Here is a 14247-nt window from a genome sequence, read left to right on the forward strand (position 1 = left end):
ATGGCAGTGGGAAAAAACGGATCAGACGGAGAGGTAGGACTTGATGCGCTGTTCATCCGTATCAGCACGGGCCGTCTCATGGACCAGGCGGCCACCCTCGATGACGAACAGCCGGTCGGCCACATCCATGGCGAAGGAAAGCACCTGCTCGCTGACCACGATGGTGATGCGGCGCAGCTTGCGGATCTCGTTGAGCGCCTTGGCGATGTCCTTGATGATGGAAGGCTGTATGCCCTCGGTCGGCTCGTCCAGCAGCAGCACCTTGGGGTCGGTGACCAGGGCGCGCGCAATGGCCAGCTGCTGCTGCTGCCCGCCCGAGAGGTTGCCGCCCTTGCGCCGGCGCATGTCCCAGAGCACGGGGAACAGGGCGTAGATGTCGTCGGGCACCTGTCGCGACTTCGCGTTCTCCAGGCCCGTCTGTATGTTCTCCTCCACGGTCAGCGTGGGGAAGATCATGCGGCCCTGGGGCACGTAGGCAATGCCCTTGGCCACGCGCCGGAAGCTCTCGTCCTTCGTGACGTCCTGGCCGGCCACGGTGATCTGGCCGCTCTTGGCGGGCATGACGCCCATCAGGCTTTTGAACAGCGTGGTCTTGCCCATGCCGTTGCGGCCCATGATGGCCACGGTTTCGTTCTCGCGGCCCTCGAAGCTGATGCCGTGCAGCGCCTCGCTCTGGCCATAGGCCACGTACAGATCCTTGACTTGCAGCATGTGAATTCCTTGTGCGTGCCTCAGTGGCCGAGGTAGACGTCGATGACCTTGGGGTCGGCCTGCACCTTGTCCATGGGGCCCTCGGCGAGGATCTTTCCCTGGTGCATGACGGTGACCTTGTGCGCGATGCGCGCCACGAACTCCATGTCGTGCTCGATGACGATGACGGAGCGGTTCTTGCAGATGCGCTGCAGCAGCTCGGCCGTCAGCTCGCGCTCGCGGGCGCTCATGCCGGCGATGGGCTCGTCCAGCATCAGCAGCTCGGGCTCCTGCATGAGCAGCATGCCGATCTCCAGCCACTGCTTCTGGCCATGGCTGAGCAGGCCGGCCTCGGTGTCCAGGCGCTCGTCCAGGCCGATGTCGGCGGCCACGGCCTGCACGCGATCGCGCACCGCCTCCGTGCACTTGAAGGCCAGCGCGCCGAAGACCGAGCGGCCTTCGGGGTAGGAGACCTCCAGGTTCTGGAAGACCGACAGGTTCTCGTAGATGGACGGCGTCTGGAACTTGCGCCCGATCCCCAGGCGCACGCGCTTGTGCTCTGCCATGCGCGTGAGTTCCTCGTTCTTGAACTTGATGCTGCCGCCCGTGGCGCGGGTCTTGCCGCAGATCAGGTCCAGCAGCGTGGTCTTGCCCGCGCCGTTGGGGCCGATGATGACGCGCAGCTCGTTCCTGTCGATGTACAGGTTCAGCGCGTCGATGGCCTTGAAGCCGTCGAAGGAGACCGTCAGGTCTTCCACGGCCAGCGTGAAGTCGGTATTGCTCATGGTGTGCTCCCGCTGTGGTTCAGGCGCCCTGGCGGCCCATGCCTTCGGACAGGGCGGACGTGGGCTTGGTGGCGGCCGGGGCAGGTGCTGCCTGGGCTCCCTGCGCTGCGGCAGGCGCTGCGGCCGGTGCCGCGCCCTTGCGGCGGCTGTTCCACCAGGGAACGATGCGGCTTTCCCACAGCCCGGCCAGCCCCATCGGGAAGGCCATGGTCACGCCGATGAACAGGCCCGCCATGAGGAACAGCCACAGGTCCGGGAAGCTCTCCGAGAAATAGGTCTTGCCCGCGTTGACCAGCAGCGTGCCGTACACGGCGCCCACCAGGCTCATGCGCCCGCCCACGGCGGCGTAGATGACCATCTCGATGGAGGGCACGATGCCCACGAAGCTGGGCGACATGAAGCCCACCTGCAGCGTGAACAGCGCGCCGCCCACGCCCGACAGCGCAGCGGCCAGGCAGAACACGAAGACCTTGAAGTTGGCCACGTCGTAGCCGGAAAAGCGCACGCGGTCTTCCTTGTCGCGCATGGCCAGCAGCAGGGTGCCCACCTTGCCCGTCTGAATCCAGCGGCACAGCACGATGGCGCCGATCAGCAGGGCCACGCAGACGTAGTAGAGGATGTACTTGGCGCTGTCCGTGCGCGTGTCCCAGCCCCACAGGGTCTTGAGGTCGGTCATGCCGTTGACGCCGCCCGTGTAGCCCTGCTGGCCGATGATGAGCACGGTGACGATCAGCGCCACGGCCTGCGTGATGATGGCGAAGTACACCCCGCCCACGCGGCGCTTGAACATGGCGAAGCTGATGAGCCAGGCCAGCAGCGTGGGCACGGCGATGACGGCGGCCAGCGAGAACGGCAGGCTCTTGAAGGGCAGCCAGAACGAGGGCAGCTCGGTCAGCTGGTTCCAGTCCATGAAGTCGGGGATGCCGGGCGTGGACTGGATCTTGGTGCTGATGGGGTCGGACGCCTCCAGCTTCAGGAACATGGCCATGGCGTAGCCGCCCAGGCCGAAGAACACGCCCTGGCCCAGGCTGAGCACGCCGCCATAGCCCCAGACCATGACCAGGCCGATGGCGACGAAGGCATAGGTCAGGTACTTGCCGACCAGGTTGAGGCGGAAGATGTCCAGCGCCAGGGGCAGCACCACCGCCAGCAGGACGGTGAGCAGCACCAGGCTGGCGAGCTGGTAGCGCTGTATCCAGGCTTTGAGGGCTTGCATGGAATGACTCCGGTGAACTCAGGGGAAATCGGGGGAACGCGGGGGAATTCGTGGACAGGGCCGGCGCCGGGATCAGCGCCGCACCTTGGACGCGAACAGGCCCTGGGGACGCAGCATCAGGATGAAGACGATCAGCGACAGCGTGATCACCTTGGCCATGGAGCCCGCGAGGAAGAACTCGGTGATGGACTGCGTCTGCGCAATGCCGAAGGCCGAGACCACGGTGCCCAGCAGGCTGGCCGCGCCGCCGAAGGTGACCACCAGGAAGGCGTCCACGATGTACAGCGAGCCCGAGGTGGGGCCGGTGGAGCCGATGGTGGTGAAGGCCGCGCCCGCCACGCCCGCGATGCCGCAGCCGATGGCAAAGGTCAGGCGGTCGGTCTTCTTGGTGTCGATGCCGATGGCGTTGGCCATCACGCGGTTGCTGACCGTGGCGCGCACGCGCAGGCCCCAGCGGCTCTTGTGCAGCGCGATCAGCACGCCGGCCGTGACGGCCATGGTCAGCGCCAGCACGAACAGGCCGTTGATGGGAATGTCCAGCCCCTCGGCCGGCGCCCACGAGCCCATCAGCCAGTCAGGCAGGGTGGGGCTGACTTCCTTGGGGCCGATGAAGGTGCGAAAGCACTGCTGCAGCGCCAGGCTCACGCCCCAGGTGGCCAGCAGCGTGTCCAGCGGCCGCTTGTAGAGGTGGCGGATCAGCCCCCATTCCACCAGCCAGCCGGCCACGAAGGCGAACAGGAAGGCGGCCACGATGGCCAGCGGGAAGTAGTAGGGCATGAACTCGGGCGCGTGCTGCGCCGTGAGCGTTGAGCCCAGGTAGATGGTGTAGGCGCCAATGGTCATGAACTCGCCATGCGCCATGTTGATCACGCCCATCTGGCCAAAGATGATGGCCAGGCCCAGGCCCATCAGCAGCAGCACGGCGAACAGGCTCAGCCCCGCGAAGCCCTGCATCAGGCCGATGTTCATCATGTCGGAAAAACTCATGGTGCTGCTCCTGCGCGCAAGCCAATCGGGAGAGGGGGAAACGATTCACGCGGCAGCCCGCCCACCAGGCCGCAGGCCGCCGCGCATCACCTGCCTGAACGGATCAGGGCTTACTGGTAACCCTTGGGGAAGGGATCGGGTTTGATGAGTTCAGGCGACTCCGAGACCACCTTGAACGTGCCGTCCGGCTGCCCCACGGCAATGCGCGACTTGCTCCACAGGTGGTGGTTGGCGTCCACCTTCACGTAGCCTTCGGGCGCGGTCTTGAGTTCCAGCCCCGGCGATGCGGCCACCACCTTGTCCACGTCGAAGCTCTTGGCCTTTTCCACGGCGGCCTTCCACAGCCAGGGGCCCAGGTAGCCGGCCTGGGTGACGTCGCCGATGACGGCGTTGGGGCCGTACTTGGCCTTGAAGGCGGCCACGAACTTCTTGTTGTTCTCGTTGTCCAGCGTCTGGAAGTACTTCATCGAGGAGTAGAAGCCCGTGAAGTTCTCGCCGCCCACGCCGGTCATCTCGTCCTCGGTCACCGACAGCGTGACCAGCAGTTGCTTGTCACCCGTGATGCCCGCTGCCTTGAGCGCCTTGTAGAAGGCCACGTTGGAGCCGCCCACCACGGCCACGAAGATGCAGTCCGGCTTTTGCAGCTTGATCTTGTTGACCAGCGAGCCGAAGTTGGTGCTGCCCAGCGGGTAGTACTCCTCGCCGACGACCTTGCCCTTCTGGAAGTTCTCGATGTGCTTGCGCGCGATCTTCATCGAGGTGCGCGGCCAGATGTAGTCCGAGCCGATCAGGAAGAAGGTCTTGGCCTTTTTCTCGGCCTTGGCCCAGTCCAGGCTGTACAGGATCTGCTGCGTGGCTTCCTGGCCCGTGTAGATCACGTTCTTGGACTGCTCCAGGCCTTCGTAGAAGGTGGGGTAGTACAGCAGGCCGTTTTCCTTCTCGAACACGGGCAGCACGGCCTTGCGCGAGGCGCTGGTCCAGCAGCCGAAGACGGCGGCGCAGCGGTCGTTGATGAGCAGTTTCTTGGACTTCTCGGCGAAGGTGGGCCAGTCGGAGGCACCGTCTTCCTTGATCACGCGGATCTTGCGGCCCAGGATGCCGCCCATGGCGTTGATCTGGTCGATGGCCAGTTGCTCGGCCTGGATGGAGCCGGTCTCGGAGATCGCCATGGTGCCCGTGGCCGAGTGCAGCTGGCCCACGACGACCTCGGTGTCGGTCACGGCCAGCTTGGTGGTGTTGACCTGGGCCGTGGGCTGGGCGAAGGACCAGGCCGGCAGCCCGGCCACCGAGGCGGCGCCAAGCGCCTGCAGGACGCGGCGGCGGCCCATTTCCGTGCCGGGGGAACCAGGTGTGCGGGGGTCGGAGGGGTGGCTCATGATGACTCTCCTGTAAGGATCGGTTGGGTGATCTGCAAGTGGCTGAAAACTGGCGTTGCGGTTACGGCTTGTTTCCGCGTTGGGTCCAAGATTAGGAAGAACCCTTGCCGCCGCCCATACGTCAATTGACGTAGCCACCTGCGTACGCACCCCGGCTACCCCTCTTGCAAGCCGCGCCAGCATTGGCCCCGCACGTTTCTTGCTAGACCTGGGAATGCACTCCGCCCCCCCGCCCGACAGCCCCACCGGCACCGCAGCCGCGCCGCAGACCATCTTCCGGTTCCGGCGCGAGTACAACGCCTGGGTGGCCGACGAGACCATGGAGGACTACGCGCTGCGCTACACGCCGCGCAGCTTCCGGCGCTGGAGCGAGTTCCGTGTGGCCAACACGGCCTTCGGCTCGCTGTCCTTCCTGGCGCTGGAGGCCATCGGCGGCGCCATTGCGCTGAACTACGGCTTCGCCAACGCCATGTGGGCCATCGTCACCGTGGGACTGGTGATCTTCCTGACGGGGCTGCCCATCGCCGTCTGCGCCGCACGCTACGGGCTTGACATGGACCTGCTGACGCGCGGCGCGGGCTTCGGCTACCTGGGCTCGACCATCACCTCGCTGATCTACGCCGTCTTCACCTTCATCTTCTTCGCGCTGGAGGCGGCCATCATGGCGCTGGCCCTGCAGCTGGTGGTGGACTGGCCGCTGCAGTGGTGCTATGCGCTGTCGGCCCTGGTGGTGCTGCCGCTGGCCATGCGCGGCATCACGCTGATCTCGCGCCTGCAGGCCTGGACGCAGCCGCTGTGGCTGTTCCTGCTGGTGCTGCCCTTCGTGTGGATGGCGCTGGCCCAGCCGCAGCTGTACCGCGACTTCGCCAGCCTCACCGGCCTGCGCTCGGGCAGCAGCCAGTTCGATCCGCTGATGTTCGGCGCGGCGGCAGCCGTGATCTTCGCGCTGGTGGTGCAGATCGGCGAGCAGGTGGACTTCCTGCGCTTTCTGCCGCCGCGCACCCAGGCCAACCGGCTGCGCTGGTGGGGCGCGGTGCTGGTGGCCGGCCCGGGCTGGGCCGTGATGGGCATGCTCAAGATGGCGGGCGGCGCCTTTCTCGCCTTCGCGGCCATGCAGCTGCAGGGGGTGGACGCCTCGCGCGCGGCCGAGCCCACGCAGATGTTCCTGGCAGGCTTCCAGCAGGTGCTGCAGGCCCTGGGCCTGCCGGGGCTGGCCGTGGCGGTGACCGTGGTCTTCGTGGTCATCTCGCAGGTCAAGATCAACGTGACCAATGCCTACGCGGGGTCGCTTGCCTGGTCCAACTTCTTCGCGCGCATCACGCGCAGCCATCCGGGGCGCGTGGTCTGGATGGTGTTCAACGTGGTCATCGCCACCTTGCTGATGACGCTGGGCGTGTTCGGCGCGCTGGAGAAGGTACTGACCATCTACAGCAACGTGGCCATCGCCTGGGTGGGCGCGCTGGTGGCCGACCTGGTCATCAACAAGCCGCTGGGGCTGAGCCCGCCGGGCATCGAGTTCCGCCGCGCCCATCTGTACGACTTCAATCCCGTGGGACCCGTCGCCATGCTGCTGGCCGCCGCCGTGGCCTGCTGCGCCTATGCGGGCCTGCTGGGCGAGACGGCGGCCGCGTTCTCGCCCTTCATCGCGCTGGCGCTGTCCATGCTGCTGTCGCCGCTGCTGGCCTGGCTGACGGGCGGGCGCTACTACCTGGCGCGGCCCGCAGGCAATCTGTGGAAGCCCGGCGAGACGGTGCGCTGCGCCGTCTGCCAGAACCAGTTCGAGTCCGAGGACATGGCGCGCTGCCCGGCCTACGGCGCGCCCATCTGCTCGCTGTGCTGCTCGCTGGAGTCGCGCTGCCATGACCGCTGCAAGACCGGCTCGCGCGCGGGCGAGCAGCTGCGCGCGCTGGCCTCGGCCATGCTGCCGCCGCGCTGGGCCACCAAGGTGAACTTCCGCGCGGGCCAGTACCTGGTAGTGATGCTGTCGCTGTGCGCGGTGACGGCCTTCATGGTGGGCGTGGTCTACATGCAGGAAAGCCTGCAGGCAGGCAGCGTCGATGGCGGCGCGCTGCGCATCCCCTTCCTCAAGGTCTTCGCGCTGCTGGCCCTGCTGTGCGCCGTGGCCGCCTGGTGGGTGGTGCTGAGCACGGACAGCCGGCGCATGGCCCAGGACGAGTCCGAGCGCCAGAACCAGCTGCTGCTGCAGGAGATCGCCGCCCACAAGCGCACCGATGCCGAGCTGCAGGCCGCCAAGGACCATGCCGAGCAGGCCAGCCAGGCCAAGACCCGCTATGTGGCGGGCATGACGCACGAGCTGCGCTCGCCGCTCAACAGCCTGCTGGGCTATACGCAGATCCTGCTCAAGAGCCCGCAGGTCGATGGCTGGGTGCGCGAGACCCTGTCCACCATGCAGCACAGCGGCCAGCACCTGCGCGCGCTGATCGACGAATCGCTGGAGCTGGCCAGCATCGAGGCCGGCCGCCTGCGCCTGGACCTCGCCCCCCTGCCCCTGCCCGCGCTGATCGACGGCATCGAGGCCATGATGCGGCCCCAGGCCCAGGCCAGGGGGCTGCAGTTCTCGGTCGAGACGCTGGGCACCATGCCGCGCTGGGTGCGGGCCGACGCCAAGCGGCTGCGCCAGATCCTGATCAACCTGCTGTCCAACGCCGTGCGCTTCACCCAGCACGGCGAGGTGCGGCTGCGCATGGATTTCCGGCCCCATGTCTCGCGCATCGAGGTCATCGATACCGGCATCGGGATCGAACCGCAGGACATGGAGCGCATCTTCGTGCCCTTCGAGCGCGGCAGCGCGGGCCGGCGCGTCAGCGAGGCGGGCACGGGCCTGGGGCTGACCATCACCCACCTGCTGACCGAGCTGATGGGCGGGCAGCTCACCCTGAGCAGCACGCCCGGCGAGGGCAGCTGCTTCACCGTGCGCCTGTACCTGCCCGAGATGGCGCCCGACGCGTCCTGGGTGCCCCCCGGCGCCGCCGCCACGCTGCACACCGTCATCGGCTATCTGCCGCCCCGGCGCACCCTGCTGGTGGTGGACGACCAGCCGCTGCAGCGCCAGCTGCTGGCCGGCCTGCTGCTGCCGCTGGGCTTCGAGATCCGCGAGGCCGCCAGCGGCCGCGAGTGCCTGGAGATCGTGGAGCAAAGCCTGCCTGACCTGGTGCTGCTGGACATCAGCATGGACGACCTGGACGGCTGGCAGACCGCCGCCCTGCTGCGCGCGCGCCGGGATGCGCAGCAGCTTCCCGTGGTCTTCGTCTCGGCCAACCTGTTCGACAACGACCCGCCGCGCCTGGCCGATGCGCATTGCCAGGGCTTTGTCGCCAAGCCGGTGATCGAGTCCGAGCTGCTGCAGGTGCTCGAGCGCGTGCTGCGGATCGAATGGGTGCATGACAACCGCCCGTTGCTGCTGCCGGCGCCGCGCGCGGAGCAGGCAGAGGCAAAGGCAGCGCAGGCGCCGGCAGCCGCCCCCTTCCCGCCCGACCTGCGCGAAGACCTGGCCCGGCTGGCGCGCTCGGGCCAGGCCACGGCCCTGCGCGAGCGCCTGCGCCAGGCGCGCCAGCAGGCGCCCGCGCATGCCGCGCTGCTCGATGCGCTGCAGGCCTGCGCGAACCGCTTCGACTTCGATGCGCTGGCGCGCCTGCTGCCGCAGCCCCGGGAAGAAGACGAACAGGAACAGGAGGAGACAGATGAATGAACATCCAGGAGGGCAGGAAATGACCGCCACCACCACCGCCACCAGCCGCAGCAGCCATGGCAACAGCGCCCATGTGATCCTCGTGGTGGACGACGCGCTGGACAGCCTTCGCATGCTGTGCGATGCCCTGGCCGCCGAAGGCTACGTGGTGCTCGCCGCGCGCGATGCCGACGAGGCGCTGCAGCGCTTTGCCCTGACCGTGCCCGATGGCGTGCTGCTGGACGCCGTCATGCCCGGCATGGACGGCTTCACGCTGTGCCGCCGGCTCAAGGACACGCCGGCCTGGGCCCACGTGCCCGTGGTCTTCATGACCGGCCTGTCGGACACGGACCAGATCATCCGCGGCTTTGCCAGCGGCGGCGTGGACTACGTGGTCAAGCCGCTGCGCATCCCCGAGGTGCTGGTGCGCCTGGCCACCCATGTGCGCAACGCCCGCGCCACGCGCCAGGCGCAGGAGGCCGTGGACGTGGCGGGGCTGGGCGTGGTGGTGCTCGACGGCCAGGGCCGCGTGGCCTGGCGCTCTCCCCAGGCAGCGCGCTGGCTGGAGGAGGCCTTTGCGGACCAGCCCTTCCCCATGGAGGCGGCCGGGGACTGGCTGGCCGGTGCCCACCAGCCGGACCAGGCCGGTCACCAGGATCTGGCGCTGGCCCTGGCCGATGGCCGCCAGTTGCTGGCGCGCCACATGGGCGCCAGCGGCCTGGGGGAGTCGATGGTGCTGCTCAGCCACGAGGCGCCGCAGGCGCCCGCCGCGCGCCGGCTGCAGCAGGTGGCGCTCACCCCGCGCGAGACCGAGGTGCTGTCATGGCTGAGCAAGGGCAAGACCAACCGCGACATCGCCGACATCCTGGGCATGAGCCCGCGCACGGTCAACAAGCACCTGGAGCACATCTTCGAGAAACTCGGCGTGGAGACCCGCACGGCCGCCGCCGCCGTGGCCGGTCAGCTGCTGCAAGCCGGCTCGCCCTGAGCACGGGGTGCCACCGCAGCGGATGCCGAGGCCGAGGCCGGCAGGCCGAACACATGGTCGAAGCACCAGTTGAAGACATAGGTGTAGACCAGGAAGAAGACCAGCAGGCCGGCCTCCATCACCGTGGCCTCCCACAGCGTGACGCCGAACCACCAGGCCATCAGCGGGATCAGCACCATGGCCAGCCCGCCCTCGAAGCCCAGGGCGTGCACCACGCGGCGCATCACCGAGCGGCCCTTGACGCTCTGGCGCGCCTCCCATTGCTCGAACAGGTGGTTGAAGGTCAGGTTCCAGACGATGGCCAGCGTGGAAGCGGCAATCGCCATGCCGCCAGAATGCCCGGCGCTCTGGCCGATGGCCATGAACAGCAGGCTGGAGGCGAGGATGGCGATCAATTCATACAGGGTCACGAAGACCACTTTGCGCTTGGGCCCCTGGAGGCCCTTTTTGTGTGTCTGCAAGGTCATAGGGAGCGCAGTCTATATGCCGACAATTGAACGTTAAAGTCAGATTCTTTCAATAAATCTGACAAGTCCCCACCATGTCCTTTCCAGCCGACCAGGTGCCGCTGTTCATTGCCGTGCTGGACCACGGCTCGTTTTCCGCCGCCGCGCGCCAGCTGGGCCGCGTGCCCTCGGCCGTGAGCATGGCCATCGCCCAGCTGGAGGCCGAGCTGGACCTGCAACTGTTCGACCGCAGCGGCCGCGAGCCCCGGCCCACGGCGGCGGCACGCGCACTCGAACCCCAGGCCCGGCTGCTGGCCGCCCAGCTGCAGCAGCTCAACCACCAGGCGCTGGCCCTGCACCAGGGACTGGAGGAGCGGCTGACCCTGGTGATCGCGCCCGAGCTGCTGTCCACGGCCTGGGCCGCGCCGCTGCAGCCGCTGGTCGAGGAATTCCCGGGTCTGGAGGTGGAAGTGCTGGTGGCCGCCCAGGTCGATGCGCTCAAGGAACTGCATTCGGGCCGCGCGCATCTGGCCCTGGTCTTCGAGCGCCCGGCCATCGACGGCCGCGAGGATTTCCAGGAGATGGGCCAGGAAACCATGGTCGCCGTGATGGCGGCCAGGCACCCGCTGGCCCGGCAACTGGGCGTGGACGGGCAGCAGCGCCTGGACGTGGGCCAGCTGGCCGGCGCGCGCCAGATCCTGCTGGCCAGCCGCGACCTGGCCCATACCGATCCGCGCTTCGTGTTCTCGCACCAGCTGTGGCGCACGGACAGCCACCTGGCGGCCCTGTCGCTGATCTCGGCCGGCCTGGGCTGGGGGTGGCTGCCCTTCAGCGTCGCCGAGCCCCTGCTGCAGACGGGCGCGCTGCTGCGCATTCCGCTGTGCAACATCAGCAACGGCACCCAGCTGTTCGTCGACTGGGTGTGGTCCAAGGAGCGCCCGCTGGGGCTGGCGGCGCGGCGGTTCGTGGAGCAGTTGCAGGTGCCGGTGCGGCCGTTGCCGGACAGCGATGCGGATCGCATCGGGTAGCATCTCTCGCCATATCGGACCAAAAATCCACATCTCCAGCAGCAGGTCACACAAGAGGAAGGGAAAACATGTTCTTTGATCATCATCACAGCAAGACCGCCATCGCACTGGCCCTGGGCGCCGTTCTGGCCGGTTGCGGCGGAGGTGGAGGCGGCGGCCCGTCCGGCCCGTCTTCGCAGTTGACCGCCGCCTGCTCGGGCACGGCCTGCGGCGCGGCCAATGCCACCACCTATTCGGGCCAGGGCGTGGGCGTCTGGAGCTACACCAACACCACGCAGGCCGAGCAGCAGATCCCTGTGGGTCTGACCAACCTGGGCAGCAAGCAGGTCACGCTGATCTACACCAACAACGGCGACGCCAGCGTGCCCATGCCCGCCCTGACGCTGACTCCGCCTGCGGCGACCACCGCCACGGCCCAGAAAAGCCTCAGCGCCGCACCCACGACGGTCAACCGGATTCCCGAGCGCATCCGCAACTTCAAGCCCCGCCTGACGGCAGCGGACATGCAGGCGCGGCAATCCATCAAGCCGCAGGCAGCGGCGATCCTGCCCGTGGGCAGCCAGCGCAGCTGGTTCGTCCAACCCGGCGACTCCCGCATCGAAGCCCGCCAGGCCACGCTCAGACGCCAGGCCAGCGTGCCCACGCCCACCGGCACCCGCACCATCAACGTCTGGCTGGAAGACAGCGAGTACGACGCTGCCAAGGTCAGCGATGCGATGCTCGACACGCTGCTCCAGCGATTCACCAGCGGCTCCGACGCGGTCTATCCCCTGATCACGGGGCTGTCGGGCGAGCCCTGGGGCGCTCACTCCTACAGCGACCTCATCGACCCCGAACAGCCCCTGGACATCGTGTTCGTGAATTTCGTTCCGGACCGCACTCCGTACGGGCTGCTGGGCTATTTCTGGTCTCTGAACAACTTCAAGCAGGACCCGGCGAACCCCGACCTCAAGTACAGCAATCAATCGCTGTCGTTCTACATGGATACGGAAACGCTGTACCTGGATCCTGCCGAAGGCATGACCAACCAGATCAGCACGCTGTCCCATGAGTTCGTCCACATGACGAACTTCTACCGCCGCAGCGTCCAGCTGTCCAAGCCGGGAACCGACTACGCGTTCGACACCTTCCTGGAGGAAATGAGCGCCATGATGGGCGAAGACATCGTGGCCCAGCGCGTCACGCCCGGCTTCAACTCCATCGCCAATGGACGCGTCCCTTCCTGGCTGTCCCGCTCGGGCTTCAACTGCGACCCCGCCGCCTGGAGCGCCGACACCGCCGCGCCCTGCTTCGGCTACGACGTCAACGGCAGCCTGGGCGCCTATCTGGTGCGCCAGTACGGCGTGGGCTTCTACAAGCAGCTGCTGAGCAACACCACGTCCACCGATTCGCTGCAGGTCCTGGGCAATGCCATACAGCAAGCGGGCGGCCCCACGCTGCCGGTCGCCATCCAGCGCTGGGGCGCCAACATCGCACTGCTGCCCGGCGATGTGCCCAGCGGCTATGGCTGGCCCGCGCGCACGGAGCAGGGCTTTACCCTGGCCGCGATCAACGGCAGCAGCCTGGCGTCTTCCCGGGTCCTGCCCACCACGGTACCGGTGAACCTCAATGCGCGCGGCCATTTCCCCTTCCTGCGTCAGCCTGATGCGCAAGGCACCTACCAGGAACAGCTGCGTGTTCCGGCAGGCAGCACGCTGACAGCCGTCGTACGCTGAACGCCATGAACCACGCACACCCGACTGCTTCCGCCCGCGGCCTGCGCCGCAGTCTGCCGCTGCTGCTGGCCAGCGGCCTGGCCCTGCTGAGCGCCTGCTCGGCCCCGGCTTCGCCCGCCGCCAGCGCGGCTGCGCCGGCCTCGGGTGCGGCGGCTGAACCAAGCCAGCCCCTGACCCTGCAAGGCCGTCTGGTGCTGCGCGGCAATGCGCCCCATGAGCAGCCCGTGCTGCAGACCACCTCCGGCGAGACCTGGCAGCTCCAGGGCCTGAGCGCCGAGCAGATCACGCAGTGGCAGCGGCAGAACGTGGAAGTCCGGGGCCAGCCCGGCCCCAGGCCCGCCGCTGGCGCCGCGCCTTCGATGGCGCAGCCGCAACTGCAGGTGCAATCCATTCGCGCCCGGCCCTGACATTCCACCTCACCCACCGCTCTATCCATGGACGCCTCCAACCCTTTCTCCAGCCGCGATGCGGCCGTGCAAAAGCTCTGGGAACAATGGCAGCCGCGCTCCGCCAGGTCCGACAAGGACAAGGACAAACCCATTGCCCTGGCCGACTTCGACCCGGGCGCCAAGCCCTTTTCCAATGGCAACGGCAAGGCCGAGGACAAGGTCGCCGTCGAGGCCCTGGCCGAGGAGCTGGATGCGCTGCAGAACCTGCTGTACGCCGACCGCCGCTACAAGCTGCTGGTCGTGCTGCAGGGCACGGACACGGCGGGCAAGGACGGCACCATCCGTGGCGTCTTCGGCCGCATGAGTGCGCTGGGCGTGCACGCCGTGGGCTGGAAGGCCCCCACCGAGGCCGAGCGCGCCCATGACTACCTGTGGCGCATCCACCAGCAGGTGCCTGCCGCTGGCGAAATCACGGTCTTCAACCGCAGCCATTACGAGGACGTGCTGGTGCCCGTGGTCAACGGCTGGATCACACCCGAGCAGCAGCGCCAGCGCTTTGCCCACATCAACGACTTCGAGCGCATGCTCAGCGAGACGGGCACCGTGGTCGTCAAGTTCCTGCTGCACATCAGCGCCGACGAACAGCGCATGCGCCTGCAGGAGCGCCTGGACGACCCGGCCAAGCACTGGAAGTTCGACGAGAACGACATGAAGGTGCGCACGCAGTGGAAGGACTACCAGCAGGCCTACGGCCAGCTGCTGGGCGCCACGCATACGCCCTGGGCGCCCTGGACCATCGTGCCGGCCGACTCCAAGACGCACCGCAACCTCATGATCGCCACCTTGCTGCGCGAGGTGCTGCGCAACCTGGAACTGCGCTTTCCGCCCGGCGATCCGGCCCTCAAGGACTACAAGATCACCTGATCACTCGATGGCCTG

The 14247-nt window shown here is 67.7% G+C and carries 12 protein-coding genes; 6 read left to right on the forward strand and 6 right to left on the reverse strand.

Annotated elements, in window-relative coordinates:
* Positions 1–21: 21 nt before the first annotated feature.
* From urtE to urtA, 5 genes are all read right to left on the reverse strand, one after another.
* The gene (urtE, locus tag ACF8O7_RS18370) at positions 22–711 is read right to left on the reverse strand and encodes an urea ABC transporter ATP-binding subunit UrtE (protein ID WP_016450221.1); all 690 of its coding nucleotides are present in this window, start codon (positions 709–711) and stop codon (positions 22–24) included.
* A 20-nt stretch (positions 712–731) separates the two neighbouring features.
* On the reverse strand, positions 732–1475 hold the full coding sequence (gene urtD, locus ACF8O7_RS18375) for an urea ABC transporter ATP-binding protein UrtD (protein WP_043789395.1): 744 nt from the start codon (positions 1473–1475) through the stop codon (positions 732–734).
* 19 nt (positions 1476–1494) lie between these two features.
* Positions 1495–2691, reverse strand: a complete 1197-nt coding sequence (gene urtC, locus ACF8O7_RS18380) for an urea ABC transporter permease subunit UrtC (protein WP_017407726.1) — start codon at positions 2689–2691, stop codon at positions 1495–1497.
* 72 nt (positions 2692–2763) lie between these two features.
* The gene (gene urtB, locus ACF8O7_RS18385) at positions 2764–3678 is read right to left on the reverse strand and encodes an urea ABC transporter permease subunit UrtB (protein WP_016450224.1); all 915 of its coding nucleotides are present in this window, start codon (positions 3676–3678) and stop codon (positions 2764–2766) included.
* Positions 3679–3788: 110 nt separating this feature from the next.
* Positions 3789–5054: an urea ABC transporter substrate-binding protein gene (gene urtA / locus ACF8O7_RS18390; RefSeq protein WP_012202159.1), complete on the reverse strand. Its 1266-nt coding sequence runs from the start codon at positions 5052–5054 to the stop codon at positions 3789–3791.
* A gap of 214 nt (positions 5055–5268) precedes the next feature.
* Here urtA and ACF8O7_RS18395 point away from each other — a divergent pair, with 214 nt between their 5' ends.
* Both ACF8O7_RS18395 and ACF8O7_RS18400 read left to right on the forward strand, forming a co-directional pair.
* Complete coding sequence (locus tag ACF8O7_RS18395) at positions 5269–8763, forward strand: ATP-binding protein (RefSeq protein ID WP_047218550.1); 3495 nt, start codon at positions 5269–5271, stop codon at positions 8761–8763.
* Between the two features lie 19 nt (positions 8764–8782).
* Positions 8783–9730 carry a response regulator gene (locus tag ACF8O7_RS18400; RefSeq protein WP_209670544.1) on the forward strand — a complete coding sequence of 316 codons (948 nt, stop codon included), beginning with the start codon at positions 8783–8785 and terminating at the stop codon, positions 9728–9730.
* Here ACF8O7_RS18400 and ACF8O7_RS18405 read toward each other — a convergent pair.
* Positions 9703–10197, reverse strand: coding sequence for a PACE efflux transporter (locus ACF8O7_RS18405; protein ID WP_267178768.1), 495 nt, complete (start codon positions 10195–10197; stop codon positions 9703–9705). The two genes, ACF8O7_RS18400 and ACF8O7_RS18405, sit on opposite strands and share 28 nt — an antisense overlap.
* Before the next feature lie 74 nt (positions 10198–10271).
* Here ACF8O7_RS18405 and ACF8O7_RS18410 point away from each other — a divergent pair, with 74 nt between their 5' ends.
* The 4 genes from ACF8O7_RS18410 (at position 10272) to ACF8O7_RS18425 (ending at position 14232) form a co-directional block, all read left to right on the forward strand.
* Entirely contained in the window at positions 10272–11204 is a 933-nt protein-coding gene (locus tag ACF8O7_RS18410) for a LysR family transcriptional regulator (RefSeq protein ID WP_016452174.1), read from the forward strand.
* Positions 11205–11272: 68 nt separating this feature from the next.
* Entirely contained in the window at positions 11273–12919 is a 1647-nt protein-coding gene (locus ACF8O7_RS18415) for a hemagglutinin (RefSeq protein ID WP_267178767.1), read from the forward strand.
* Positions 12920–12924: 5 nt separating this feature from the next.
* Entirely contained in the window at positions 12925–13326 is a 402-nt protein-coding gene (locus ACF8O7_RS18420) for a hypothetical protein (protein ID WP_016452176.1), read from the forward strand.
* A 27-nt stretch (positions 13327–13353) separates the two neighbouring features.
* On the forward strand, positions 13354–14232 hold the full coding sequence (locus ACF8O7_RS18425; protein ID WP_017404944.1) for a PPK2 family polyphosphate kinase: 879 nt from the start codon (positions 13354–13356) through the stop codon (positions 14230–14232).
* Positions 14233–14247 lie beyond the last annotated feature (15 nt).

This window comes from Delftia sp. WSY_16, assembly GCF_043104415.1.
In the GTDB taxonomy this organism is placed as follows: Bacteria; Pseudomonadota; Gammaproteobacteria; order Burkholderiales; family Burkholderiaceae_C; genus Comamonas; species Comamonas tsuruhatensis.